Raw genomic sequence first — 24,829 nt, forward strand, 5'->3', positions numbered from 1 at the left:
GGCGCGCGCGGCATCGCGCATGCCGGCGCGCACGACATCGCGCGCAACACGAAAACACATCCATCACCGGAGACACAGCTTGCACAACCGCATCCTCGCCATCCCCCTTCTCGCCGGCCTCGGCCTCGGTCTTTGCGCCGGCGCCCACGCCGCCTACCCCGACAAGCCGGTCAAGCTGATCGTGCCCTATGCCGCGGGCGGCACCACCGACATCATCGCGCGCATCGTCGGCACGCGCCTGGGCGCCGTGCTCAGGCAGCCGGTGGTGGTGGAGAACCGCCCCGGCGCCGGCGGCGCGGTCGGCAGCGCCTATGCCGCCAAGCAGCCCGCGGACGGCTACACGCTGGTGATGGAGGTGGAAAGCTCGCACGCGGTCAATCCCAACGTGTACGCCAAGACCGCCTACGACCCGGTCAAGGACTTCGACCCCATCAGCAACCTGGCCGACGTGCCCAACGTGCTGGTGGTCAACCCGGCCTTCCCGGCCGCCGACCTGCCCGCCTTCATCAAGCTGCTCAAGGCCGAGCCCGGCAAGTATTCGTTCGGCTCGTCCGGCAACGGCGGCCTGAGCCACATGAACGGCGAGCTGTTCATGAGCGAGACCGGCACGAAGATGCTGCACGTGCCCTACAAGGGCCTGGGCCCGGCGCTGAACGACGCGGTGGCGGGACAGATCCAGGTGGTGTTCGACAACATCCCGTCGTCTTCCGGCCTGATCCAGGGCGGGCGCCTGCGCCCGCTCGCGGTGGCGGCCAGGCAGCGCCTCAAGGTGCTGCCCAACGTGCCCACCTACGCCGAGGCCGGCCTGCCGGCGATGAACAATCCTTCGTGGTTCGGCCTCGGCGCGCCCGCCGGCACGCCGGCCGCCATCCTCGACCAGCTCAACGACGCCGTGCGCCGCGTGCTGGCCGAGCCCGAGGTGGTGGCCGCCATCGAGAAGCAGGGCGCCATTCCCAGCCCGATGTCGCGCAAGGCCTTCGCCGACCTGATCCGCGGCCAGAACGCGCACTGGAAGCAGGTCGTCGAAGACATCCATTTCACCAGACTGCAGTAAGGCGCGACCATGACACCGACAGACACCACGCCGAACCACGCCGGCGTCGAGATCGACGGGCGCGGCGTCGCCACGCTCACCATCCGCGAGGCCGGCTCGCTCAACATCCTCGGCACGCCGGTGATCGCCGCGCTCACCGCGGCCGTGCGGGAGCTGGCCGGGCGCGACGGCGTGCGCGTGCTGATCGTGCGCGGCGCCGGCGAGAAGGGTTTCGTCGGCGGCGCCGACATCAAGGAAATGGCCGCGCTGACGCGCGCCAGCGGCGAAGCGTTCATCAGCGGCCTGCGCGGCCTGTGCGACGCGCTGCGGCACTTCCCCGCGCCGGTGATCGCGCGCATGCCGGGCTGGTGCCTCGGCGGCGGGCTGGAGCTGGCGCTGGCCTGCGACATCCGCATCGCCGCCGACAATGCCCAGCTCGGCATGCCCGAGGTGAAGGTCGGCATTCCCTCGGTGATCCACGCCGCGCTGATGCCGCGCCTGGTCGGCAACGCGCGCGCCACGTGGATGCTGCTGACCGGCGAGCTCGCCGACGCGCGCGAAGCGCTGGCGTGGGGCCTGGTCAGCAAGGTGGTGCCGCTGGCCGGGCTCGACGCCGAGGTGGAGCGCGTCGCCGCCCTGCTGGCGGGCTTCGGCCCGGCCGTGGTGCGCCAGCAGAAGCGCCTGCTGCGCGAGTGGGAAGACGCGCCGCTGGACGTGTCCATCGCCAACAGCGTGAAGGAATTCGGCAGCGCCTTCGAGACCGGCGAGCCGCAGCGCTACATGAGCGAGTTCCTGCGGCGCAAGCGGCAGGAACGGTAGAAGCGGTGGAAGCGGTCGGGGCGGCCGGGGCCGCCGCTCCGTCCCGCAGGTCTTCAATGCCTCAGCCGCCCACCGAGCGCGGCGGCAACTGGTAGCTCCACGTCTCGCTCAGCGGCTTGCCGCCGGCCACCAGCGCCGCGCGCATCTCCACCACCTTGCCCGGGTCCTTGACCTTGACGCGCAGGCTCAGGCGCCAGCCCCCGGTGACGGGGTTGGGCTCCAGCACCTTGTCCAGGATCTCCGCGTTGTCGCTCACGCTGACCTGCGAGCCGACCTGCGTGCCGGCGGGCAGACTGGCCAGCACCGGGCCTTCGAAATCGACCAGCAGCCCGGTGCTGCCGTCGAGATGGCGGATCAGGTTGGCCTGGGTGATTTCCCCGGCCGAGCGCAGCGTCTGCTTGACCCAGGCCACGTCCTTGCCGAGCAGCGCGCTCTCGTTCATGGTCCAGTGCATGGTGTAGTCGGCGCGCAGCGGCTGGCCTCGCGGCGGCAGCACGTCCGGCTTCCAGAACGCGACGATGTTGTCGTTGGTCTCGTCGGGCGTGGGGATCTCCACCAGTTGCACGTGGCCCTTGCCCCAGTCGCCCTGCGGCTCGATCCACGCGCTCGGGCGCAGGTCGTAGCGGTCCTTGAGGTCTTCGTAGGCGGAGAACTCGCGCCCGCGCTGGAGCAGCCCGAAGCCGCGCGGGTTGGTGACTTCGAAGCTGCTGATGGCGAGGTCGCGCGGGTTGTTCAGCGGCCGCCACAGCCATTCGCCGTTGCCGGCATGGATGGCGAGGCCGTTGGAGTCGTGCAGCGCGGGGCGGAAGTTGTACTGGTCGCGCTGCTGGTTCGGCCCGAACAGGAACATGCTGGTCAGCGGCGCCACGCCGAGGTTGAGCGCCTTGCCGCGCAGGAACACGCGCGCCTGCACCTTGAGCACGGTGTCCTCGCCGGGGTAGAGGTCGAAGCGGTAGGCGCCGGTGGCGCGCTGCGAGTCGAGCAGCGCGTAGAACACCACGTGCTTGTCGCCGGGCGCGGGCCGCGCGATCCAGAATTCGCGGAAGGCCGGGAATTCCTCGGCCACCGGCAGCCCGGTGTCGATGGCCAGGCCGCGGCTGGACAGGCCGTAGACCTGGTTCTTGCCGATCACGCGGAAATAGCTGGCGCCGAGCACGCTCATGACCTCGTCGAGCTTGTCGGCGCGGTTGATCGGGTAGAGTACGCGGAAACCGGCATAACCGAGCTTGCTGGTCGCGTCCTTGTCGAGCTTGAGGTCGCCGAAGTCGAAGCGCGCCGGGTCGTACCTGACCTCGCTGACCGCGTTGCCGACGATCTCGTTGATGCGCACCGGCGCGCTGAACTGCATGCCCTGGTGGTAGAAGCCGAGGCGGAACGGCGTGTCCTGGTCTTTCCATTCCAGCTGGTCGCGGCGCGGCTGGATCTTGATGTAGTCGGCGAACTGCATCTGGCTGAACGCGGGCGGCAGGTTGCTGGCCGGCGCGGCATACGGCTTGTCCGCCAGGGCCTTGGCGCGGGCGGTCACGTCGTCCAGCGAGAAGGCCCAGGCCGGGGCGCCGCACAGCAAGGTCAGGGTGGCCATGAGCGCCGGCGCGGCGGCTCGCATCTTGGGACGTAACGACGCGGCAATGACTGCGAAAAACACGAATCTCTCCAGGAAAGGCACGTTGGAACAGGCTGGCGCGGTATGCGCGCGGCGAAAGTTGCTAGTGTAGTGGCGGTAAACTGCGGGCGCAGCGCAAAAAGACAACGAATTTTGCCTCGTGTGCCTGTTCTGGCACGCGCGGACAGCCGGCAGGACGGCCAGCGCGCACTATCGCGGTGCGCCGGACCTGCCGCGCCACTTGGATGACAATCAGATGAGAATGCTTGTTTCGCTGGCCCTGTCGGCCAGTCTTGTTTGCTCGCCGGTGCTTGCCGGTCCCGCCCCCGACCACGCCGGCGACAAGAACGCATTCATCGCGGACCTGATGAAACGCATGACGCTGGACGAGAAGATCGGCCAGCTGCGCCTGATCAGCATCGGCGCGGACATGCCCCAGCCGCGGCTGCTCGAGGAGATCGCCGCGGGCCGCGTGGGCGGCACCTTCAATTCGGTGACGCCCGCGGAGAACCGGCCGCTGCAGGACGCCGCGGTCCGGCGCAGCCGCCTGAAGATTCCCATCTTCTTCGCCTACGACGTGGTGCACGGCCACCGCACCATCTTCCCGATCAGCCTCGGGCTCGCCTCGAGCTGGGACCTCGCCACGGTGACGCAGAGCGCGCGCATCGCCGCCATCGAGGCCAGCGCCGACGGCCTCGACGCGACCTTCGCGCCGATGGTCGACATCGCCCGCGATCCGCGCTGGGGGCGCACCTCGGAGGGCTTCGGCGAAGACCCCTACCTGGTCTCGCAGTACGCGCGCGCCAGCGTCAAGGGGTTCCAGGGCGGCTCGCCGGCCGGCGCCGACAGCGTGATGGCCTTCGTCAAGCACTTCGCGCTGTACGGCGCGGTCGAAGGCGGGCGCGACTACAACACGGTCGACATGAGCCCGCTGCGCATGTACCAGGACTACCTGCCGCCGTACCGCGCCGGCGTCGACGCGGGCGCCGGCGGCGTCATGATCGCGCTGAACTCGGTCAACGGCGTGCCGGCCACCTCCAACACCTGGCTGCTGCGCGACCTGCTGCGCAAGAGCTGGGGCTTCAAGGGCGTCACGGTGAGCGACCACGGCGCCATCGACGAGCTGACCAAGCACGGCGTGGCGAAGGACGGGCGCGAGGCGGCGCGGCTGGCGATCCGCGCCGGCGTGGACATGAGCATGCACGACTCGGCCTACCTGGCCTACCTGCCCGGACTGGTGAAGGCGGGCGAGGTGCCCATGCGCGACATCGACGGCGCGGTGCGCGAGGTGCTCGGCGCCAAGTACGACATGGGGCTGTTCCAGGACCCGTACCGGCGCATCGGCAAGGCCGAGCAGGACCCGCCCGACATCGACGCGGAAAGCCGCCTGCACCGCGCGGCGGCGCGCGAGGCCGCGCGCCGCTCGCTGGTGCTGCTGGAAAACCGCGCGCAGACGCTGCCGCTGAAGAAGGCCGGCACCATCGCCGTGATCGGCCCGCTGGCCGACGCGCCCATCGACATCATGGGCAGCTGGTCGGCCGCCGGCAAGTCCGGGCAGTCGGTCACGCTGCTGCAGGGCGTGCGCGACGCGCTCGGCGCCAGTGGCCGCGTGGTCTACGCGCGCGGCGCCAACGTGACCGACGACGCCGGCGTGGTCGGCTACCTGAACTTCATGAACTGGGACAAGCCGGAGATCGTGCAGGACAAGCGCGCCCCGGACGAGATGCTGGCCGAGGCCGTGGCGGCCGCGCGCGGCGCCGACACCATCGTGGTCGCGGTGGGCGAGTCGCGCGGCATGTCGCACGAGGCGTCGAGCCGCACCAGCCTGTCGCTGCCGGGCAGCCAGGACGCGCTGCTGCGCGCGCTCAAGGCCACCGGCAAGCCGCTGGTGGTGGTGCTGATGAACGGCCGCCCGCTCACGCTCGGCTGGGAGAAGGAAAACGCCGACGCGCTGCTCGAGACCTGGTACGCCGGCACCGAGGGCGGCCACGCCATCGCCGACGTGCTGTTCGGCGACTACAACCCCGCCGGCAAGCTGCCGATCTCCTTTCCGCGCTCGCTCGGCCAGATCCCGACCTACTACAACCACCCGCGCATCGGCCGCCCGTACCGGCCGGGCGAGCCGCCCAACTACACCTCGCAATACTTCGAGGAGCAGCCCGGCCCGCTCTACCCGTTCGGCTACGGCCTGAGCTACACGGACTTCAGCGTGTCCGAGGTGGTGCTGTCGAGCCCGGTGATGGCGCGCGGCGGCCGCATCGAGGCCAGCGTGACGGTGAAGAACACCGGCTCGCGCGACGGCGAGACCGTGGTCCAGCTTTACCTGCGCGACGTCGCCGCCTCGGTGGTGCGGCCCGTGAAGGAACTCAAGGGCTTCCGCAAGCTCATGCTCAAGGCGGGCGAGGCGCGCGAGGTGCGCTTCGCCATCGACGAGGACATGCTGAAGTTCTTCAACGCGCAGCTCGACTACGTTGCCGAGCCGGGCGACTTCACGGTGCAGATCGGGCTCGACTCGCAGGCGGTGCGGGAGCGCGGCTTCGTGCTGCGCTAGCGCCGCGCCGGCATCAGAGGTTCCACTGCCCGGCGGTGGCGGCCAGCGCCTCGCGCACCTGCGCGAACTCGCACTCCAGCCGCTGCGTGAGCGACAGGTAGCCCGCCCACGGCCCTGACAGCGCCGGCATCGCGGGCACGGCGGCGCCGCGCGCGGCCAGCCGCGCCGGCACGCCGTGGACCAGCGCGCGCGCCATGCCGATCAGCATCGACTGCATGCGCCGCGCCGTCGCCACCAGCTGGGCGCGCACGGCGGCGCCGTCATCCGTGCCATCTTCCGCACCTTGCTGCCGCGGCCGCACCGCGGCCAGCACCTCCAGCAGGCTGATGCAGACGCGCAGCCCGTGCTGGATCGACTCCAGCTGCGCCATCGGGATGTTGGTCTCCTTGGCCACCGACGGCATCAGCCCGCGCAGCGCCACCAGCAGGCTGCCCTGCAGCATCATCGCGCGCTGCAGGGCGGCGGCGTCGAGGTCCGCGTCGAGCGCGATGGCGGTCTGCATGCGCGCGCAGCTGCGCAGCGCCTCGGCCAGCTTGTGGCGCCAGGTGTAGGTGGCATGCAGCGGCAGCGCGAACGAGAACAGCAGCGCCACCGCGATGCCGATCAGCACGTCGGCCGTGCGCCACAGGCCGTCGGCGATGGCGTTCTCGCCGTGGCCGGCGACGATGAAGATGGTGATGGCCGACAGCAGCGCGATGTAGCCGCCCTTGCCGATCGCGTGATACGCGCACACGGCGCAGGCGACCGCGATCAGCGCGTAGCTGAGCAGCGGCGCCTGCAGCCACGACTGCTGCAGGATGATCGCCAGCCCCGCGCCCGCGCCGATCAGCGTGCCGAGCGCGCGCTCGGCCGCCTTGCGGCGGATGTTGCCCTGGTGCTGCAGGCCGCCGACCACCACCAGCAGCGTGATCGAGGCCCATTCGCCGTGCGGGATGTCCATGCCGGTGGTCAGCGCGATCGAGGCCAGCAGCCCGAGCGCCACGCGCACCGAGTGGATCAGCCGCGCGTGCCGGTAGCGGCGCGCCGGGTCGAGCAGCGGACGCAGCAGCGGGCGCAGCCACGGCGGCAGGCGCAGCAGGAGCGGCCGCGCCGTCATGCCGGCGTCGCCGCGCGGCGGCCGGGGCAGGGGTTCGTCCGGCGCGAACCGGCGGCGGAAGGCGCGTGCACGCTCGACTCCATGATGGCTGGTAAAGCCCGGAGCATAGCAGGCCGGCACGCGCCATGCGCGCGGCGGTGGCGGCGGCGGCGGCGGCGAAGCGCCGCTCGTCCCGCCCCTCAGTCGGCGTCGAACGCGGCGCGCCCCTCGGCCACCAGCCGCACCAGCAGCGGCGCGGGCGCCCAGTGCCCGCCGTGGGCGGCTTCGAGCGCGCGGATGCGCTCCAGCACCCGCGCCAGGCCCAGGCGCTGCGCGTGGAACATCGGCCCGCCGCGCCACGCCGGGAAGCCGTAGCCATGCACGTACACCACGTCGATGTCCGAGGCGCGCCGCGCGATGCCCTCTTCCAGGATGCGCGCGCCTTCGTTGACCAGCGCCAGCATGCAGCGCTCGACGATTTCCGCGTCGTCCACCGCGCGGCGCGCGATGCCGGCCTCGGCCGCGCAGGCGCGGATGATCCCGTCGACCAGCGGGTCCGGCAGCGGCGCGCGGCTGCCGGCTTCGTAGCGGTAGTAGCCGGCCGCGGTCTTCTGGCCGAAGCGGCCCAGCTCGCAGATGCGGTCGGCCACCTTCGAGTAGCGCAGGTGGGCCGGCCGCGTCGGCGCCAGCCGCTTGCGCGTGGCCCAGTTGATGTCCATGCCGGCGAGGTCGGCCATCGCCAGCGGGCCCATCGCCATGCCGAAGCCGGTCAGCGCGCCGTCCACCTGGCGCGGCGAGGCGCCCTCTTCCAGCAGGAAACCGGCCTCGCGCCAGTAGGGCGTGAGCATGCGGTTGCCGACGAAGCCTTCGCACACGCCCACCAGCACTGGGATCTTGCCGATGTCCCGGGCCAGCTTCATGCAGGCCGCGACCACCGCCGGCGCGGTCTGCCGGCCGCGCACCACTTCCAGCAGCCTCATCACGTTGGCGGGGCTGAAGAAGTGCAGCCCGATCACGTCGCGCGGGCGCGAGGTCGCCGCCGCGATGACGTCGACGTCCAGCCGCGAGGTATTGGTGGCCAGCATCGCGCCCGCCTTGCAGATCGCGTCGAGCCGGGCGAACACGGCCTGCTTGACGGCCATGTCCTCGAACACCGCCTCGATCACGAGGTCGGCCTGCGCCAGCTCCGTGTCGGCGAGCGTGGGCGTGATGCGCGCCATGCGCTGCGCGACGTCCCGCGGCGTGAGCTTGCCCTTGGCCGCGGTGATCTCGTAGTTGCGGCGGATCTGCGCCATGCCGCGCGCCAGCGCGTCCTCGCGCTGCTCGCACAGCGTCACCGGGATGCCGGCGTTGGCGAACGCCATCGCGATGCCCGCGCCCATCGTGCCGGCGCCGAGGATGCCCACGCGTGCCACCTCGCGCGCCACTTCGCGCGGCGCCTCGCCCGCCGGCGCGGCGGCGACCTTGGGCGCCTCGCGCTCGGCGAAGAACAGGTGGCGCAGCGCCTGCGATTCCGGGCCGGCCACGAGCTGGTCGAAATGCGCGCGCTCGGCATCGAGCCCCGCCTCCAGCGGCAGGCGCGTCGCCGCCTCCACGCAGGCGATCGCGGTGCGCTGCGCCAGCGCGTTGCGGGCGCGCGCGCCGACCGCGGCCACGCGCGCGGCGAAGTCCACGCCCGCGCCGTCGGCGCGCGGCCGGCGCGCGATCACCGGATGCGCGCCCGGCAGGTCCGCCACGCGCCGCGCGAAAGCCAGCGCGGCGGCAAGCGGCTCGCCCTCGATCAGCGCATCGGCCATGCCCAGCGCCAGCGCGCGCTCGCCGCGCACCGGCCGGCCGGACTGGATCAGATCCAGCGCCGCCGCCACGCCGATCAGGCGCGGCAGCCGCTGCGTGCCGCCGCCGCCCGGCACCAGGCCGAGGTTGACCTCGGGCAGGCCCAGGCTGGCATCGGCGCTGGCGATGCGGTAGTGGCAGCCGAGCGCCAGCTCCATGCCGCCGCCCAGCGCCACGCCGTGGATGGCCGCCACCACCGGCCTGGCGGACTGTTCGATGCGCGCGATCACCTCGCGCAGCGTGGGCCGCGCGCTGGCCGCCGGCGTATTGAACTGGCGGATGTCGGCGCCGCCGCAGAACGCCTTGCCGGCGCCGAGGATGGCCACGGCGGCGACGGTGTCGTCGCGCGCCGCCGCGGCCAGTCCTTCGTACAGGCCCAGGCGCACGGTGTCGCCGAGGCCGTTGACCGGCGGGTTGTCGATCAGCAGCACGGCCACGCGGCCGTGGCGCTGGTAGCGCACGGTCGGGCTCAGGGCGATGTTGTCCGGGATGCTGGCGGAAGGCAGTGTCATGGCAGGCTCGCGAAGATGCGGTGAAGGTTCAGACTGCGGTGGACAGGATGGCCGTGGCCTGGCTCGACAGCACGCCGCCATTGCCGTGCACCAGCGCCACCTGCGCGCCCGGCACCTGGCGCGCGCCGGCCTCGCGGCGCAGCTGCGCGACCGCCTCGATCACCAGGAAGATGCTGTACATGCCCGGGTGCGTGCACGACAGCCCGCCGCCGTTGGTGTTCATCGGGAACGCGCCGCCGGGCTCGATGCGCCCGCCCGAGACGAAGGCGCCGCCCTCGCCCTTGGCGCAGAAGCCGAGGTCCTCCAGGAACAGGATCGGGTTGATGGTGAAGGCGTCGTACAGCTCCACCACGTCGATGTCGGCCGGCGTCAGGCCGGCTTCGGCGAAGGCCTTGCGGCCCGACTCCACGGCCGGGGTCACGGTCACGTCGTCCATGCACGAGATCTGCCGGTGCCAGTGCGCGTGCCCGCAGCCGAGCACGTAGACGGGGCTGGCGTGCAGGCCGCGCGCGCGGTCGGCGCGCGTGACCACGAAGGCGCCGGCGCCGTCCGTCACCAGGCAGCAGTCGCGCACCGTGAGCGGATCGGAAATCATCTTCGCGCCGAGCACGTCGTCCACGCTCAGCGGGCCACGCGCAAACGCATCGGGGTTGCGCTGCGCCCACTTGCGCGCGGCCACCGCCACCTCGGCCAGCTGCGTGCGCGTGGTGCCGTATTGGTGCATGTGGCGCGCCGCCGCCAGCGCGTAGCTGCTGGGCGGGTTGAACGGCTTGTACGGATGCTCGTAGGGCTGCGGGTCCAGCTCGGCGCGCATCTGGTTCTGGCGCGTGCTGCTCGGCGCGCTGCGCGGCGTGGCGCCGTAGCAGACCAGCACGTTGTCGCACTCGCCGGCCTCGATGGCCATCGCCGCGATCTTGAGGTCGGCGATGAAGGACGAGCCGCCGAACATGGTGCTGTCGGAAAAGCGCGGCCGGATGCCGAGGTACTCGGCCATGCGCATCACCCACCAGGGCGAGGTAAGGCTGGCGGTGATGATGCCGTCGATGTCGCGCATGCGCAGGCCGCTGGCCCGCACCGCCGCGTGCGCCGCCTGCGCGATGATCTCCTGCTCGGTGCGCCCGCCCGCGTGGCCCAGGCCGGCCAGCCCGGTGCCGAGGATGGCGACGGCGCCGCGCCGCGTGCCGTGCGTGTCGCTCATGGCTGCACCTGCGCGACGACGAATTCCAGCAGCGGCCCGGCCGCCTCCTGCGCGATCCGCGCGCGCACGCGCATGCCGATGCGCACCGCGTCCGGCGCCACGCCCGCGACCCGGCTCATCATGCGCGGGCCTTCGTCGAGGTCGATCAGGCTGACGTTGTAGTCGCCTTCCGGCCGGCGCACCGTGGTGGTGGAATACACCGTGGCGCCGCCCGAGGGCGCCTGCCAGGCCAGCGCGTCGGAGCCGCAGTGCGGGCACAGCACGCGCGGGAAGAAATGCCAGCGCCCGCAGTCCGCGCAGCGCGGCATGACGAAGCTGCCCCGCGCCAGGCTGGCGAAATAGAAAGTGTCCGCGCCCCGGGTTTCGCTGTCGGTGGACGCGCCTGTGCTGCCGTGCATGGAAGCCGCTCCGCGATGGGTTGAGTGGGTCGAATGGATTGAGTGTGTCGAACGGATTGAGCGGGGATTCACTCGTCCACCTTCACGCCGGTGACCTGCACCGTGCGCTGCCACTTGGCCACTTCGGCCTCCACGTACTGGCGGAACGCCGCCGGGTCGAGCGTGCCGCCGGCCTCGGCGCTCTGCTTGCGCAGCTTCTCGGCCATCGCGGGCGAGCGCATGATGCGGTTGGCCTCGCGGTTCAGGCGCGCCACGATGTCCGGCGCGGTGCCGGCCGGCGCGTACAGGCCGAGCCAGGTGTAGAGGTCGTAATTCTTGAAGCCGGCCTCGGCGATGGTCGGCAGCTCGGGAAACAGCTTGCTGCGCTCGGCGCTGGTCACGGCGATGGGCCGCAGCTTGCCGGCGGCGATGAAGGCGGACACGCTCATCGAATCCTGGAACACCATCGGGATCTGCCCGGCCACCACGTCGTTGGTGGACGGCGACGCCCCCTTGTACGGCACGTGCACCAGCGGCACGCCGGCCACCTGCCGGAACAGCTCGCCGGCCAGGTGCGTGGAGCCGCCCACGCCGGCCGAGCCGTAGGGCACGCTCGGCTGCGCCTTGGCCCACTTGATGAACTCCGGCAGCGTGTGGGCCGGCACGGACGGGTTCACCACCAGCATGTTGGGCGCCTTGGCGATCAGCGCGATCGGCTCGAAATCCTTCACCGGCTGATAGCGCACGTTCTTCTGCACCGCCGGGCCGATCACGTGGCCGGTCGCGCTGAGCAGCAGCGTGTAGCCGTCACTGGGCTTGCGCGCCACGTACTCGGTGGCGACCTGCCCGGCCGCGCCGGGACGGTTCTCCACCACGAAGCTCTGCCTGAACGCCTGCGACAGCTCGGCGGCCAGCAGGCGCCCGACGATGTCGGTCATGCCGCCGGGCGCGAACGCCACCACGATGGTCACCGGCTTGGCGGGCCACGCTTCGGCCGCGGCCGGCTGCGCGTGCGCGGCGCCGGCCGCGAGGAAGGTGGAAAAGATGCTGCCGCACAAGGCGAGCAGGCGCAGGCGGGCCTGGAAGGGTTTCACGGCTGTCTCCGGATGAATCGTTCTTGTATGTCGCCGCCGGACCGGCATGAGACGAAGGAGCCGCCTTCCACGGGCCTGGAGCTGGCAGCCAGTATATTTTTCGCGCCCGCCATCGGGCCATCCGAAAAATTCGAACCGGCAGTTCGTGGAATTGGAACGCTCGGCCGGCGGCGCGCCGGCCCGCGCTCACATCTGCCGTGCCGCCAACGCCGTCAGCCCGCCGCCGCGCGCGTCAGCCGCCGTGGAACACATCGCTGGCGCCCACGTACACGCGGATGCCCCTGGCCTGCGGCAGGTCCGGCAGGATCAGCGCCATGTCGAACGAGGTGCCGCCGGCGGCCTCGAGGAAGGTCCAGCCCGCGCTCCTGCCGCCGGCGTTGAAGGCCACCGATTCGCCGGAGGCAACGTTGACGTAGTTCATGCCGGGCGCGAGCGTCACGGTGCGCGTGGTGGCGCGCAGGTCGGCGGGGCTGCCGAACAGCGCGGCCACGCGGCTCGCCCTGGTGGCGGGGGCGGAAGGGGAAGTATCGGAGGCGGTCGGGGAGAGGGCTTGCGAGGGCGTGCCGGCGCTCCACGCCGGTGACGTGGCGAGCAGGGAGAGTGCCAGCGCGGCGGCCAGCTTTTGCTTTTTGGTCATTGTGTTTTTCCTTGTGCGCACCCCTGTCATCAGGAGTACACGAAGAAAGTGTAATGACCCGCCACGTATTCTTGAAATGATTTAATCAACCGAAACGAAGTCGGTTTATTCATGCCTCCCGGCCCGGCGGCGGGACGTCTTCCCGCGTGGCCGCCACGCGCGGATCGTCCAGCAGGAACCGCACGAAGGCGGCGGTGAAGGACGGCAGCTTGCGCTCCGCGCGCACGATCAGGTTCAGCTCGCGGCGCGCCCACGGCTCGGCCAGCCGCACGCCGGCCACGCGCGCCTCGCGCAGCGCCTGCGCGGCCACGCTGCGCGGCACCAGCGCCACGCCCACGCCGGCCTCCACCAGCGACAGCGCGGCCTCGAAGCTGTGCGCGTGCAGGCGCACGTTGGGGCTCTTGCCGGCGCGCTGCGCCATGTCGCGCAGGAACAGGAAATTGCTGCTGCCGCGGCTCATGCAGACGAAATCGAATTCGAGCGCCGCGCCGAAGCGCAGCTCGGCCTGCCGCGCGAGCGGATGGTCGGGCGGCACGGCGAGGACCAGTTCGTCCACGGCATAGCGCTCGGCGCGCACGCCGCCGGCATCGATGTCGCCGGCGAGGATGCCGATGTCGGCCTCCTGCGCCGCCACCGCGGCGGGAATGGCCTGGCTGGCGCGTTCTTCGAGGTCGATGTTGACGTCCGGGTTGGCCGCCAGGAAGCGGCTCACACTGGGGATGATGAAGCCGTTGAGCGAGCTGCTGTTGGCCAGCAGGCGGATATGGCCCTTGAGGCCGGCCGAGAAGCGCCCCACCTCGCCGTGCATGCGCTCCACCCCTTGCAGCAGTTCGCGCACGTGCGCGAGCAGGGTCTGGCCGGCGGGCGTGAGCTCCATGCCGCGCGCGTTGCGCACGAACAGCGGCGTGCCCATCGCATGCTCGAGGTTCTTCAGGCGGTAGCTGGCGGCGGATGCCGTGATGTGGATCGCGGAGGCCCCGCTGGACAGGTTCTGCGCTTCGGCAATGGCCTGGAACAGGCGCAGGTCCGTCAGTTCGTAACGCACGGTGTCTCCGTTCTTGTTTTCGTGGCGGCGCAAGGCGTTGCCGGATGGCAAGCCTTGTCCTGCCGCGATTCTAGAGCATGCCGGCGGCCCGTCTCCCCGTGCGGAGGCGGGCCGCCGGCGCGGCGCCTCAGATCAGCGTCAGGCGCACGTCGATGTTGCCGCGCGTGGCGTTCGAGTACGGGCACACGATATGGGCCTTGTCGACCAGCGACTGCGCGACGGCGCGGTCCACGCCGGGCAGCGAGATGTTCAGGTCCACCTCGATGCCGAAGCCGGTGGGAATCGCGCCGATGCCGACCTGGCCGGTGATCGAGGTATCCGCGGGCAGCGCGATCTTCTCGCGGGCCGCGACGAACTTCAGCGCGCCCAGGAAGCAGGCCGAATAGCCCGCGGCGAACAGTTGCTCGGGGTTGGTGCCGGCACCGCCCGCGCCGCCCAGCTCGCGCGGGGTGGCCAGCTTGACGTCCAGCACGTTGTCGGAAGACACCGAGCGGCCGTCACGGCCTCCGGTGGCGGTGGCGCTGGCGCGGTAAAGGACTTTTTCGATCGACATGATGAATCTCCGGTTCGTTGACTGAGAGTGACACTGCCGGCTCCGGGGAGCCGAGGGGTTATGGGGTACTGCCTGCTGCGGTACTGCCGTGTGCTGCTGCCTGCTGCTACTTACTATCTACTATCTGCCGCGCATCGCCAGTGCCCGGTTGCGGCACTTAACATCGCTGGCGATTAAATCGCGCACTATATATATTGCGTTCCGGCGGGGCATTCGCCCGCGCCTTCCTTCAACTGCCCATTCAACTGCCCGCGTCGGCGAAGCGCTCGCGCAGCTTGTCGAGCTCCGCCTTGACCGACGCGATCTTCTCGATGCCACAATCGGCCGCGCACAGCACCGCACGCGGCACCGCCTCGGCCTGCTGCCGCAGCGCACGCCCGTGCGGGGTCAGCGTGACGATGACCTGCCGCTCGTCGGCCGCGGCGCGCTCGCGTCGCAGCAGCGACTGCGCTTCCATGCGCTTGAGCAGCGGCGTCAGCGTGGCCGAGTCCAGGTGCAGGCGCGCGCCGATGTCCGACACCGTCAGGCCATCGGCCTCCCACAGCACCATCATCACGAGGTATTGCGGATAGGTCAGGCCCAGCGGCGCCAGCAACTTGCGGTAAAGCTTGTTCAGGGCCAGCGAAGTGGCATACACGGAAAAGCAGAACTGGTGGTCCAGCAGCAGCACGGAGGCGCTGTCGAGACCGGCGCCGGGCGCTGCCTGCTTGTTCCGGGGAGTGCGTTTCGTGTCCATGAGCCGTAATTTATATCGCGCACGATTCAATTGCAAGCTATTTTTTCCGCGCCCCAGATTTTTCCGCGCCGCCGCGCGGGGTCTCACGGCTGGTCGTCTCCCAGCAGGCCCAGCGCGGTGGTGTCGATGGTCTCGACCTTGCCCTTCTGCCGCACCTCCGTGCGCAGCACGAAGGACTCCGTGGGGCAGTACCAGTCGGTGATCTCCATGACCGCGGGTTCGGTCTGAATCACCTCGTCGCCCATCAGCACCGGGCCGAGCGAGTTGCGCTTCTCGTAGGTGATCGGCATGCACTCGCGGCGGCCCAGCGTGGTCTCGATGGCGCGCGCGCGGCCCACGCGCCGCTCGCCGATGGTGACGGAGGCCGACGGCGCGCGGATGGTGGTGACGAAGGCGTCGGTGGCCAGGCTGTGGATCTCCAGGTCGAGGCTGGAGGTGAGCGTCTCGCCGGGCAGCACCGCGCCTTCGCGCACCGCCAGGCCGGCGTAGCTGAGCACGCCGTGGCCCTGGAACGAGGCCTCGCCGAACAGGCGTGTATAGCGCGCCCGCGCATTGATGGTGGCGCGCTGGCTGCTGACCGTGCCGCCGGTGCCGCCGGCCGCGCGGTCGAAATTCATGTGGTGCACCTGGTCCATCACCACCGGCGGCCCCATCATCGCCGCCAGCGCGGACTTGGAATGGATCGTCAGCCAGGCGCTGCAGCCGGTCTCGGTGCGCACCGGGTGGCGGATCGTCATGGTGATCGACATCGGCATGTCGCCGTCGGCTTCCATCTGCGTGCGGGCGCCGGAGCGGAACCAGCCGGTGTCGCAGATGGTGCCCGGCGCGGCCGGCGGCGGCTCCGCCGATGCGGCGGTCGCACCGCCGGCGGCGGCGTTGTCTGTGAGCGCGGGCGCGGCCGGCTGCGCCCGCGCGGCGCCGAGGACGCCGCACAGCAACAGCAGCAGCGCCGGCAGGCGGAGCCGCGCGGGCGCGCCCGGTTTTGCGCGGGCGTCGGTCCGGCAAGGAGGAACTGTCATTTGGTATCCCAGGCTGGGCCGCGGCGGCACCGGCCGCCGTCATGCAGCGAAGGTAGCATCGCCGCCGCCGCGGCACAATCCGCAGCCGGCGGCCGGCGCGTACAATCGGCCGGAGCCAGCCATCACGACACCATCGCGGCATCATCACAACCAGGAGACGACAATGGCAGTGATCGGACCCGACGTGCGCATCCACCCGAGCGCCTACGTGCATGAATCGGCCTACCTCTACGGCAAGGTCACGGTGCACGAGCACGCGTCGATCTGGATCAACGCGGCCGCGCGCGCCGAGCACACGGAAATCGTGATCGGCGCGTACACCAACATCCAGGACTTCGCCATGCTGCACGTGGGCGACCGCACGCCCACCCTCATCGGCAGCCATTGCTCGATCACCCATCACTGCACCATCCACGGCTGCACCATCGGCGACAACTGCCTGATCGGCATCAACGCCACCATCATGGACGCCTGCGTGATCGGCGACAACAGCATCGTGGCCGGCCATGCCTTCCTCAAGGAAGGCACCGTGATCCCGCCCAATTCCATCGTGATGGGCAGCCCCGGCAAGGTCACGCGCACGCACAACAGCTACGTGCGCAACCGGCTCAATGCCTTCCTCTACTACAAGAACGCGCTGGCCTACGCGCAGCAGAACTACCGCGCCTGGGAAGGCCCCGCGTTCACGGCGGAGGTGATGCAGGAAATGGCGAAGCTGCAGGCGGAACTGAAGGCGCTGGCCGGTTGAGTCCGCGCTGTCAGACCAGCCCGAGGTCCACGGCGCGCGCGCCGGGAAACACCTGCGCCAGGCGCGCGTCGTCCAGCCCGTAGAGGCGCCGGAAGAGGCCGCCCAGCAGCGCGCGGTATTCGTTGAGCACGGGCCAGTCGCGGTTCTGGTTGAGCGTGCGCTGCTCCACCGCCACCTGCTCGCCGGCGATGCGCCCGCCGCGCACCGCGCCGCCGGCCACCCAGTACACCGTGCCGTGGCCGTGGTCGGTGCCGCGCGTGCCGTTCTCGCGGAAGGTGCGGCCGAACTCGGACACCACCACCAGCGTGGTCTGGTTCCACGCGGGGCCGATCTCCTCGGCGAAGCCGGCGATGCCGCGCCCGAGGTTGTCGAGCAGGCTGGCCAGCTGCCCCTGCGCGCCGCCCTGGTTGACGTGCGTGTCCCAGCCGCCCACGTCGATGAAGCCGAGGTTGAAGCGCTCGCGCATCAGGCCGGCCATGCGGCGCGCCTCGAGCTCGAAGCCGCGGGCGCTGAGCGCGCGCCGGTTGGCCGCCTGCATCTCCTGCATGCGGCCGGCCATCGCGGCGTCGCCCTCGCCCTGTCCTCCTTGCCCGCCCTGCGCCAGCATGGCGTTGCGGCGCTGCATGGCCTCGGCCTCCTGCGCCACGGTCTGGCGCAGCTCGAAGCCTTCGTCGATCAGCGACTCGAAGCGCGTGCCGCGGTACATCTGCGCCAGCACGCGCGTCTGGCGCTCGTCGAACGGCGTGCGCCCGGTGCCCTTGAGCGAGACGTTGGGCACGTTGAGCGGCCCGCTCAGCACCACCGGCAGGCCGTCGGTGAAGGCCACCGGCGCGGCGCGCCCGCCCATGACGCCGGCCAGCCGGTTGAGAAAGCCGGTGCCGCGCAGCGACGCCACGCTGCGCGCGCCGCTGGCGCCGGCCAGCGGCAGGCCCGCCTCCACGCCGTCCTGCGTCTCGAAGTGGCTGCGCGACAGGTCCTCGGTGCCGGCGAACGGCACGAAGGCAAGCTGCCGCTTCCGCCACAGCGGCAGCATGCTGTCCCTGAGCGCGGGATGCAGCGCCCAGTCGCCGATGCCGCGGTCGGCGCCGCCGTCGGAAGCCGCCGCGAGCGAGAGCGCCGCGCGCGGGTCGGCCGGCGTATCGGACGCGGCGGGCGCGACAGGCCGCGCGATGGCGATCGTGGGCCGCGCGGCGTAGTAGAAATCGCTGCCCGCCGGCACCAGCACGCTGGTGGCATCGTAGCCGCCGCGCAGGAACACCAGCAGGAAGCGCGCGTCGGCCTGCTGCGGCAGCGCATAGGCGCGCGCGACGATGCCGGGCGCCAGCGTGGCCAGTCCGGCCATGCCGGCGCGTTTGAGCCATTCACGTCGTTGCATGAGATGCTCCCGTGTCGTGTCTAGTCCTGCATCCACTCGGGCGAGGACAGCAGTATCGTGTTCCATTCCGCCTGCGACGCCGCCTGCGTCATGGCCGTGCGCGTGGCGGGGCCGAGCGTGGCTTCGATGCTGTCGAAGAAGACGCGGTTGCCCGGCTGCGGAAACCCCGTGCGCTCGGCCGGCTTGCCGTCGTCCTTCGAGAACAGGCCGGCCTGCCCGGAGCCGATCGCGCGCGCGATCTCGAAACGCTTGACCATCTGGCCCGAGCTGGCCCACGCGCTTTCCGCGGCGGGGTAGCCGTCCGGCGTGACGCGGCCGTAGAGCGGCTCGCCGAGCTGGTTGAGCCAGCCGATGGCCGGGCGCAGGTTGGCCACCATGCGGCCGTCGTAGGCCAGCCGCAGCGACGACGCCACGAACTGCATCGGGTCCTTGAAGCGGCGCGTGCCGGAGGCCAGCGTGGCATCGAACTCGGGCGACAGGAACAGCGTGCGCAGCACGGTGGCGATGTCGCCGTCGCTCCTGGTGAACGCCGCCGCCATGCGCTCGACCAGCGCCGGCGGCGGCGCGTCGCCGACGAAGTGCGCGGCGATCCTGGCCGAGATGAAGCGCGCCGTGGCCGGATCGCGGCTGAGGATGTCGACGGCCTGCTCCACCTCGTGAAAACCGGACGGCTCGATGCGGTGGCCGAGCAGGGTCTTGGCGCCGAAGTCGTGGCGGTTCGGATTGAACTCGAACACGCCGTCGGCGCGGTACAGCGCCTGCTTCTGCGGCGGCAGCTTCGGCGGCTCGCCGCTGGCGTTGATGCCCAGGCCGGTCAGCACGCGCGCCAGCTCCTGCACGTCCTGCTGCGTGTAGCGCGAGCCGCTGGCGCCGCCCGACACGCCGAGCGTGTGCAGCTCCATCAGCTCGCGCGCGTAGTTCTCGTTGATGCGGTTGGCGGCGCTCTGCGCGTTGTCCAGGTACTCCAGCATGGCGGGCGCGGTCACGGTGGCCATCAGCAGGTCGCGGAACCGGCCGAGCGCGCGCGGCCGGATGGCGCGGTCCTCGTAGTCGGCCAGCACCCAGCGCACCGAACCCTTGCCCGAGTACACGCTGAAATGGTTCATCCAGAACCACGTCATCTGCTCGCGCAGTTGCGCTGGCGAGTAGAGCGCGCGCAGCAGATGGCGGCGGCTGGTGTCGAGCAGCACCTCGCTGCCGGCGCGGTTGAGCGCCTCGCGCGCCTTCTGCTTTTCGTCTTCGTCGGCGAGCGCGTTGATGCGCCGCTGCTCGGCGCGCACGCCGCTCAGGCGCTGCGCGCCGCTTTGCTGCGCGATGCTCAGCGCGCCGATGGCGGCGGCGAGCTCGCCGCCGTCCTGCGCCGGCGCCGCGATCTGCTCGTCGAGATAGCGCGCGCGGCCCAGCCTGCGCAGCCGCTCGATGCCGGCCTGGTCGGCGCCGAAGGTCACGCTGTTGAGCCAGTGCAGGTCGGCCGGCCCGAGCGCGGCGGCGGACGCGCCGCCGTCCCGCGGGCCGCCGCCCTGCGCGCAGGCGGCCAGCAGCGCGGCGGCCACGGCCAGGTACAACGTTGTCGTCAGGCGTGGAAAGCGAAGAGGCATGGCGGTCCTGTCTCGGCTCGCGCGAGCGCGTGGGTGACACCGCTCTGACGCGGACGGATGCGGTTCGGTTGACGCGAACGTGCCGTGATTTACCCGGACTTTACGCCCGGAAACGGATCCCGCTCCGCAAGGAAAACGAAAGCCCAGGCCGCCATCCGCGCTCCCCTGGCCGCCGCCAGCTCAGGGCTGGCCTGCCTGCGCGGGCATGGCGCGCAGCGTGAGCGCCCAGAAGACCAGCGCCGCCAGGCTGATGACCGCGCCCAGCACGCACACGCCGCTCCAGCCGGCCCGCGCGTAGACGTGGGTCGACGCGATGGCGCCGGCGCCGCTGCCCAGTGCGTAGAAGAGCATGTAGCAGCCCACCATGCGGCCGTGCGCCTCGGGCCGCACGCGGAACACCAGACTCTGGTTGGTGACGTGGATGGCCTGCCCGGCGAGGTCGAGCACCAGCACGCCGGCCACCAGCAGCCACAGCGACTGCGGCGCCAGCGCCAGGGGCAGCCAGCAGGCGAGCAGCAGCACCAGCGCCACGCCGGTGGTGTGCTGGCCCAGGCCGCGGTCGGCCAGCCGGCCGGTGCGCGCCGCGGCCAGCGCGCCGGCCGCGCCCACCAGGCCGAAAGCGCCGATGGCGGTGTGCGACATGGCATGCGGCGGCGCGCTCAGCGGCAGCACCAGCGTGGTCCAGAACGCGCTGAACGCGGCGAACATCAGCATGGCGAGCACGCCGCGGATCTGCAGCGTGCGCTCGCCGAGCAGCAGCACGAACATCGAGCCGAGCAGGCGCGCGTAACCCAGGCGCGCCGGCGCGATGGCCTGGCGCGGCAGGCGGCGCACCAGCACCGCGAACAGCAGCAGCGCCAGCACGGCCGAGGTGGCGTACACCGCGCGCCAGCCGGCCAGGTCGGCCAGCACGCCCGCCAGCGCGCGCGCCGCCAGCAGCCCCGTCACCACGCCGCCCTGCGCGGCGCCCACCACGCGCCCGCGCTCGTCGGGCGCCGCCAGCGTGGCGGCGAACGCGATCAGCCCCTGCGTCATGGCCGTGCCGAGCAGGCCCACGGCCAGCATGCCGGCCAGCAGCGCGGCGCGCGTGCCGGCCAGGCTGACCGCGCCGAGCGCCACGGCCAGCAGCAGCAGTTGCGCCAGGATCAGCCGGCGCCGGTCCATCAGGTCGCCCACCGGCACCAGCAGCAGCAGCGCCAGCGCGCAGCCGGCCTGGGTCGCCGTCACCACGATGCCCACGGCGCTCTCGGCGAAGCCGAACTCGCGCGCCACGGCGTCGAGCAGCGGCTGCGCGTAATAGACGTTGGCCACGCTGAGCCCGCAGGCCAGCGCGAACAGCCACACCAGCGCGGGGGCCATGCGGGCCGGCGCCGCGGCGGGAGCGCGCGCGCACGGCGCGGCGGCATTCATGGTCATGGAGACTCCATCTGGTTGCGTCAGAAAACCAGATGGAGTCTAGCCAACATGGTTTCCTTAAGCAACCAGATGATGCGCAATACACACGACGGCACGGGAAGTGCGGCAGAAAGCAAGGCAAGCAGCGGCGCAAGAAGCGAAGCGAAAAGCGGCGCAGGAGGCTCCCCAGCAAGGTTGCGATGTATATCGTATAGTTGCGATATTAATTTTGAGAGAAGCGGATATATGTTTCGGCAAAAGACGAAACAGGCCGTTTCCTCCATCAGCCAACCCGCCCCCAATGGACTCCGACGCCATCGACATCGACGCCATCCTCAAGGCCCTCGCCAACCCGCTGCGGCGCAACATCCTGTACTGGCTGAAAGACCCGGAAGCGAACTTCGCCATGCAGGACCACCCGCTCGACATCGGCGTGTGCGCGGGCCTGATCGATGCGCGCACCGGGCTGTCGCAGTCCACGGTCTCGGCGCACCTCGCCACGCTGCAGCGCGCGGGGCTGGTGACGTCGAAGCGGGTCGGCCAGTGGATCTTCTTCAAGCGCGACGAGCAGACCATCCAGGCTTTCCTGGCACGGATGCACCGCGATCTCTGAACCCCGGCGGCGCGCGAGCGCCGCAGTTTTTCCGCACCGATGGTGCCTGTCTACCCTGCTGTCTATCCTGATACCGGACCAATCATGACTACCCTTTTCGACCCGATCCGCATTGGCGACCTCGACCTGCCCAACCGCGTCATCATGGCGCCGCTGACGCGCTCGCGCGCGGTGGGCGACGGCCGCGTGCCCAACGCGCTGATGGCGCAGTACTACGTGCAGCGCGCCTCGGCCGGCCTGATCCTGAGCGAGGCCACCGCCGTCACCCCGCAAGGCGTGGGCTACGCCGACACCCCGGGCATCTGGTCCGACGAGCAGGTGGCCGGCTGGAAGGTCGTCACCGATGCCGTGCACGCCGCCGGCGGCCGCATCTTCCTGCAGCTCTGGCACGTGGGCCGCATCTCCGACCCGATCTTCCTCGACGGCGAACTGCCGGTGGCGCCGAGCGCCATCGCCGCCCAGGGCCACGTCAGCCTGGTGCGCCCGCAGCGCCCCTACGTCACGCCGCGCGCGCTGGAAACCGACGAGATCCCCGGCATCGTCGCCGCCTACCGCCACGGCGCCGAGAACGCCAAGGCCGCCGGCTTCGACGGCGTGGAAGTGCACGGCGCCAACGGCTACCTGCTCGACCAGTTCCTGCAGGACAGCACCAACAAGCGCACCGACGCCTACGGCGGCTCCATCGAGAACCGCGCGCGCCTGCTGCTGGAAGTGACCGACGCCTGCATCGAAGTGTGGGGCGCGTCGCGCGTGGGCATGCACCTGGCGCCGCGCGGCGACGCGCACACGATGGGCGACTCCGACCCGGCCGCCACCTTCGGCTACGTGGCGCGCGAGCTCGGCAAGCGCAAGATCGCCTTCATCTGCGCGCGCGAGGCGCTCGGCGACAACCGCCTGGGCCCGGCCCTGAAGCAGGCCTTCGGCGGCGTCTACATCGCCAACGAGCGCATGACCAAGGCCACGGCGCAGCACGTGCTGGAAGCCGGCGAAGCCGACGCGGTGGCCTTCGGCCAGTTGTTCATCGCCAACCCGGACCTGCCGCGCCGCCTGCAGACCGACGCGCCGCTCAACGCGCCGCAGCCGGAAACCTTCTACCACTCGGGCGCGGAAGGCTACATCGACTACCCCGCGCTCGCCTGAGCGCGGCGGGACTGGCGCCGTCCGGGCCTTGCCGGGCGGCGCCCGCCGGCCGCCGCTTCGCCATGCTCCGGCGGACTTCGCCGGGGCCGGCGCCACTGCGAGCCGGCAGCGGCATGCGGCCCGTCCCGGACAGGAGCGGGCCGCATGCCGTGATTCACCGATAGCCCCCTCCCCCCTGGGCATGGCGTTGCCAGACGCCGCCCCGTCGGCCTTCCCGATATCTCCCGGCAACACGCATGGCACGCCGCCGCGCGTGACACATCGGGGCCGATCTTCCCCGACCAGGGGAAACACCCCCGCGCGCCGCCATGCGCGCCCCCCCCCGCCTGTTCCGAAACCGGTCCGTCACGCCCTCCACACGCCATATTGTTAATGCAGATGGAACACTAATAATCATTGCCAGACAATTATTTTCCCCAAGGCAACCAATATCATGATCTCCGTAGTGCATCCCCCTGAACGAAAAGGAGCAAGAAACCATGTCCGACAAACAGAACGGTATCGCCCTGGTGACGGGCGCCTCGCGCGGCATCGGCGCCGCCATCGCCCGCCGCCTGGCCGCCGATGGCTTCTCGGTTGCCGTGAACTATGTGTCCAACCCCGGTGAGGCCGACAAGCTCGTCGCCGAACTGGCGCAGACCGGTGTCAAGGCCGTCGCCGTGCAGGCCGACGTGTCCAAGGTCGACCACGTGCGCCGCATGTTCGACGAGGTCGAGAGCAAGCTCGGCAAGATCGACGTGCTGGTCAACAACGCCGGCATCCTCAAGACCATGCCGTTCGCGCAGACCACCGACGAGGTGTTCGCCCAGACCTTCAGCATCAACGTGACCGGCGTGTTCAACACGCTGCGCGAAGCGACCGCGCGCCTGAACGACGGCGGCCGCATCATCAACCTGTCGAGCACGACGCTGGCGCTGAACCTGCCGGGCTACGCGATCTACAACGGCACCAAGGCCGCGGTGGAAGCGTTCTCGCGCGTGCTGGTCAAGGAACTGCGCGGGCGCCGCATCACGGTGAACTGCGTGGCGCCGGGCCCGGTGGCCACCGAGCTGTTCCTCAACGGCAAGACCGAAGAACAGATCCAGACCTTCTCCAAGATGCCCCCGCTGGAGCGCCTGGGCCAGCCCGAGGACATCGCCAGCGCGGTGGCTTTCCTGGCCGGCCCGGACGGTGCCTGGGTCAACGGCCAGGTGCTGCGCGCCAACGGCGGCCTGGCCTGAGCACGGCTGCGCGCCCCATGCCGGCAACCCGACACAACGGCGCACAGGCGAAGCCGTGGCGGCCGCGCCTGCGCGCCGCCGCCGCGGTACTGGCATCCGTGCTGTCGCTCGCGGCCTGCAGCCGCGCGCGCATTGCCGATGCGGAGAACAACATGACCATGCGCCCATCCGTTACCTACCTGCACCTGCTGCGGCACACGCCGTTCTTTACTTCGCTGTCGACCGACCAGCTGCAATGGGTCATCGACCACTCGCGCGAGTGGGAGGTCGACGCCGGCGCCGTGCTGTCCAGGCGCGGCCCGCAAGGCCCGACGGATACCGACTACTGGATCCTGCTCGACGGCGGATGGCGCGTCGAGCACGCCGGCAAGTCGTTCCCGAGCGGGCACGCGGACCCGGGCAAGTGGTTCAACACCCGCCAGACGCAGGACAAGCCCGGCGCCCTGGTCGCCACGGAGCATGGCTACGTCATGCGCATTCCCGAGGGCGAGATGCAGCTCATGCTCGACCGGGGCTTCGCCTTCGATGCCCATCTGGAACAGGGGCGGGCGTACTACCAGAAGATCTTCCGGCAGTAAGGCCGCCGCCGTTCCGCGCGGTCGCGCCCGGAACGGCGGCGGGCACGCGGAAGCCGTCTCTCCGGAGACGCTCCGGG

The 24,829-nt window shown here is 71.0% G+C and carries 22 protein-coding genes; 8 read left to right on the plus strand and 14 right to left on the minus strand.

The features are described 5' to 3' along the window. Positions 1-79 precede the first annotated feature (79 nt). Positions 80-1,054: a tripartite tricarboxylate transporter substrate binding protein gene (locus tag AC3WXD_RS25675; protein ID WP_454732665.1), complete on the plus strand. Its 975-nt coding sequence runs from the start codon at positions 80-82 to the stop codon at positions 1,052-1,054. 9 nt (positions 1,055-1,063) lie between these two features. Beyond that, positions 1,064-1,852 (plus strand): enoyl-CoA hydratase, encoded by a 789-nt coding sequence (locus tag AC3WXD_RS25680; RefSeq protein WP_059412256.1) that lies wholly within the window; start codon positions 1,064-1,066, stop codon positions 1,850-1,852. Positions 1,853-1,913: 61 nt separating this feature from the next. Here the strand turns inward: AC3WXD_RS25680 and AC3WXD_RS25685 are convergent, their stop codons facing one another. Further along, positions 1,914-3,434 carry a glucan biosynthesis protein G gene (locus AC3WXD_RS25685; protein WP_020205065.1) on the minus strand — a complete coding sequence of 507 codons (1,521 nt, stop codon included), beginning with the start codon at positions 3,432-3,434 and terminating at the stop codon, positions 1,914-1,916. Positions 3,435-3,717: 283 nt separating this feature from the next. Between AC3WXD_RS25685 and bglX the strand changes: the two genes are divergently transcribed. Further along, positions 3,718-6,006, plus strand: coding sequence for a beta-glucosidase BglX (gene bglX / locus AC3WXD_RS25690; protein WP_492324972.1), 2,289 nt, complete (start codon positions 3,718-3,720; stop codon positions 6,004-6,006). A 13-nt stretch (positions 6,007-6,019) separates the two neighbouring features. Here the strand turns inward: bglX and AC3WXD_RS25695 are convergent, their stop codons facing one another. The 10 genes from AC3WXD_RS25695 to AC3WXD_RS25740 all read right to left on the minus strand — a co-directional run bounded on the left by AC3WXD_RS25695 (position 6,020) and on the right by AC3WXD_RS25740 (position 16,085). Next, the gene (locus AC3WXD_RS25695) at positions 6,020-7,102 is read right to left on the minus strand and encodes an FUSC family protein (protein WP_492324928.1); all 1,083 of its coding nucleotides are present in this window, start codon (positions 7,100-7,102) and stop codon (positions 6,020-6,022) included. Positions 7,103-7,281: 179 nt separating this feature from the next. Continuing rightward, a complete protein-coding gene (locus AC3WXD_RS25700; protein ID WP_492324929.1) occupies positions 7,282-9,426 on the minus strand; it encodes a 3-hydroxyacyl-CoA dehydrogenase NAD-binding domain-containing protein in 2,145 nt (714 codons plus the stop codon). A gap of 28 nt (positions 9,427-9,454) precedes the next feature. Beyond that, positions 9,455-10,624 carry a thiolase family protein gene (locus AC3WXD_RS25705; RefSeq protein WP_492324930.1) on the minus strand — a complete coding sequence of 390 codons (1,170 nt, stop codon included), beginning with the start codon at positions 10,622-10,624 and terminating at the stop codon, positions 9,455-9,457. After that, entirely contained in the window at positions 10,621-11,022 is a 402-nt protein-coding gene (locus AC3WXD_RS25710; RefSeq protein ID WP_059412247.1) for a Zn-ribbon domain-containing OB-fold protein, read from the minus strand. Before AC3WXD_RS25710 ends, AC3WXD_RS25705 begins: the two co-directional genes overlap by 4 nt. A gap of 68 nt (positions 11,023-11,090) precedes the next feature. Further along, the gene (locus AC3WXD_RS25715) at positions 11,091-12,095 is read right to left on the minus strand and encodes a tripartite tricarboxylate transporter substrate binding protein (RefSeq protein WP_020205059.1); all 1,005 of its coding nucleotides are present in this window, start codon (positions 12,093-12,095) and stop codon (positions 11,091-11,093) included. Positions 12,096-12,327: 232 nt separating this feature from the next. Beyond that, a complete protein-coding gene (locus AC3WXD_RS25720) occupies positions 12,328-12,732 on the minus strand; it encodes a CzcE family metal-binding protein (RefSeq protein ID WP_454732660.1) in 405 nt (134 codons plus the stop codon). Positions 12,733-12,841: 109 nt separating this feature from the next. Further along, complete coding sequence (locus AC3WXD_RS25725; protein WP_492324931.1) at positions 12,842-13,777, minus strand: LysR family transcriptional regulator; 936 nt, start codon at positions 13,775-13,777, stop codon at positions 12,842-12,844. 127 nt (positions 13,778-13,904) lie between these two features. Beyond that, complete coding sequence (locus AC3WXD_RS25730) at positions 13,905-14,330, minus strand: organic hydroperoxide resistance protein (protein ID WP_492324932.1); 426 nt, start codon at positions 14,328-14,330, stop codon at positions 13,905-13,907. Between the two features lie 241 nt (positions 14,331-14,571). Continuing rightward, a complete protein-coding gene (locus AC3WXD_RS25735) occupies positions 14,572-15,066 on the minus strand; it encodes a MarR family winged helix-turn-helix transcriptional regulator (RefSeq protein WP_020205055.1) in 495 nt (164 codons plus the stop codon). 83 nt (positions 15,067-15,149) lie between these two features. Next, the gene (locus tag AC3WXD_RS25740; RefSeq protein WP_492324933.1) at positions 15,150-16,085 is read right to left on the minus strand and encodes a hypothetical protein; all 936 of its coding nucleotides are present in this window, start codon (positions 16,083-16,085) and stop codon (positions 15,150-15,152) included. Positions 16,086-16,248: 163 nt separating this feature from the next. Between AC3WXD_RS25740 and AC3WXD_RS25745 the strand changes: the two genes are divergently transcribed. After that, a complete protein-coding gene (locus AC3WXD_RS25745) occupies positions 16,249-16,833 on the plus strand; it encodes a gamma carbonic anhydrase family protein (protein ID WP_020205053.1) in 585 nt (194 codons plus the stop codon). Positions 16,834-16,843: 10 nt separating this feature from the next. Here AC3WXD_RS25745 and AC3WXD_RS25750 read toward each other — a convergent pair whose 3' ends face one another. The 3 genes from AC3WXD_RS25750 to AC3WXD_RS25760 all read right to left on the minus strand — a co-directional run bounded on the left by AC3WXD_RS25750 (position 16,844) and on the right by AC3WXD_RS25760 (position 21,222). Next, positions 16,844-18,208 (minus strand): DUF1501 domain-containing protein, encoded by a 1,365-nt coding sequence (locus AC3WXD_RS25750; RefSeq protein WP_454732655.1) that lies wholly within the window; start codon positions 18,206-18,208, stop codon positions 16,844-16,846. Positions 18,209-18,228: 20 nt separating this feature from the next. Next, positions 18,229-19,806: a DUF1800 domain-containing protein gene (locus tag AC3WXD_RS25755; RefSeq protein WP_492324934.1), complete on the minus strand. Its 1,578-nt coding sequence runs from the start codon at positions 19,804-19,806 to the stop codon at positions 18,229-18,231. 180 nt (positions 19,807-19,986) lie between these two features. Next, on the minus strand, positions 19,987-21,222 hold the full coding sequence (locus AC3WXD_RS25760) for an MFS transporter (protein ID WP_492324935.1): 1,236 nt from the start codon (positions 21,220-21,222) through the stop codon (positions 19,987-19,989). 280 nt (positions 21,223-21,502) lie between these two features. Between AC3WXD_RS25760 and AC3WXD_RS25765 the strand changes: the two genes are divergently transcribed. The 4 genes from AC3WXD_RS25765 (at position 21,503) to AC3WXD_RS25780 (ending at position 24,752) form a co-directional block, all read left to right on the plus strand. Continuing rightward, positions 21,503-21,814 carry an ArsR/SmtB family transcription factor gene (locus AC3WXD_RS25765; RefSeq protein ID WP_020205049.1) on the plus strand — a complete coding sequence of 104 codons (312 nt, stop codon included), beginning with the start codon at positions 21,503-21,505 and terminating at the stop codon, positions 21,812-21,814. An 84-nt stretch (positions 21,815-21,898) separates the two neighbouring features. Next, positions 21,899-22,954, plus strand: coding sequence for an alkene reductase (locus tag AC3WXD_RS25770; RefSeq protein WP_492324936.1), 1,056 nt, complete (start codon positions 21,899-21,901; stop codon positions 22,952-22,954). A gap of 479 nt (positions 22,955-23,433) precedes the next feature. Then, a complete protein-coding gene (locus AC3WXD_RS25775; RefSeq protein ID WP_020205047.1) occupies positions 23,434-24,174 on the plus strand; it encodes an SDR family oxidoreductase in 741 nt (246 codons plus the stop codon). Between the two features lie 17 nt (positions 24,175-24,191). Beyond that, positions 24,192-24,752 (plus strand): hypothetical protein, encoded by a 561-nt coding sequence (locus AC3WXD_RS25780; protein WP_492324937.1) that lies wholly within the window; start codon positions 24,192-24,194, stop codon positions 24,750-24,752. Positions 24,753-24,829 lie beyond the last annotated feature (77 nt).

This window comes from Cupriavidus sp. FW216-B1 (assembly GCF_058789195.1).

Excerpts from the sequence above, each read along its gene's own strand:
- AC3WXD_RS25680 (WP_059412256.1), top strand. The coding sequence starts at position 1,064 with ATGACACCGACAGACACCACGCCGAACCACGCCGGCGTCGAGATCGAC.
- AC3WXD_RS25685 (WP_020205065.1), bottom strand. The coding sequence starts at position 3,434 with ATGGCCACCCTGACCTTGCTGTGCGGCGCCCCGGCCTGGGCCTTCTCG.
- bglX (WP_492324972.1), top strand. The coding sequence starts at position 3,718 with ATGCTTGTTTCGCTGGCCCTGTCGGCCAGTCTTGTTTGCTCGCCGGTG.
- AC3WXD_RS25695 (WP_492324928.1), bottom strand. The coding sequence starts at position 7,102 with ATGACGGCGCGGCCGCTCCTGCTGCGCCTGCCGCCGTGGCTGCGCCCG.
- AC3WXD_RS25700 (WP_492324929.1), bottom strand. The coding sequence starts at position 9,426 with ATGACACTGCCTTCCGCCAGCATCCCGGACAACATCGCCCTGAGCCCG.
- AC3WXD_RS25705 (WP_492324930.1), bottom strand. The coding sequence starts at position 10,624 with ATGAGCGACACGCACGGCACGCGGCGCGGCGCCGTCGCCATCCTCGGC.
- AC3WXD_RS25710 (WP_059412247.1), bottom strand. The coding sequence starts at position 11,022 with ATGCACGGCAGCACAGGCGCGTCCACCGACAGCGAAACCCGGGGCGCG.
- AC3WXD_RS25720 (WP_454732660.1), bottom strand. The coding sequence starts at position 12,732 with ATGACCAAAAAGCAAAAGCTGGCCGCCGCGCTGGCACTCTCCCTGCTC.
- AC3WXD_RS25730 (WP_492324932.1), bottom strand. The coding sequence starts at position 14,330 with ATGTCGATCGAAAAAGTCCTTTACCGCGCCAGCGCCACCGCCACCGGA.
- AC3WXD_RS25735 (WP_020205055.1), bottom strand. The coding sequence starts at position 15,066 with ATGGACACGAAACGCACTCCCCGGAACAAGCAGGCAGCGCCCGGCGCC.
- AC3WXD_RS25740 (WP_492324933.1), bottom strand. The coding sequence starts at position 16,085 with ATGACAGTTCCTCCTTGCCGGACCGACGCCCGCGCAAAACCGGGCGCG.
- AC3WXD_RS25745 (WP_020205053.1), top strand. The coding sequence starts at position 16,249 with ATGGCAGTGATCGGACCCGACGTGCGCATCCACCCGAGCGCCTACGTG.
- AC3WXD_RS25750 (WP_454732655.1), bottom strand. The coding sequence starts at position 18,208 with ATGCAACGACGTGAATGGCTCAAACGCGCCGGCATGGCCGGACTGGCC.
- AC3WXD_RS25755 (WP_492324934.1), bottom strand. The coding sequence starts at position 19,806 with ATGCCTCTTCGCTTTCCACGCCTGACGACAACGTTGTACCTGGCCGTG.
- AC3WXD_RS25760 (WP_492324935.1), bottom strand. The coding sequence starts at position 21,222 with ATGACCATGAATGCCGCCGCGCCGTGCGCGCGCGCTCCCGCCGCGGCG.
- AC3WXD_RS25765 (WP_020205049.1), top strand. The coding sequence starts at position 21,503 with ATGGACTCCGACGCCATCGACATCGACGCCATCCTCAAGGCCCTCGCC.
- AC3WXD_RS25770 (WP_492324936.1), top strand. The coding sequence starts at position 21,899 with ATGACTACCCTTTTCGACCCGATCCGCATTGGCGACCTCGACCTGCCC.
- AC3WXD_RS25775 (WP_020205047.1), top strand. The coding sequence starts at position 23,434 with ATGTCCGACAAACAGAACGGTATCGCCCTGGTGACGGGCGCCTCGCGC.
- AC3WXD_RS25780 (WP_492324937.1), top strand. The coding sequence starts at position 24,192 with ATGCCGGCAACCCGACACAACGGCGCACAGGCGAAGCCGTGGCGGCCG.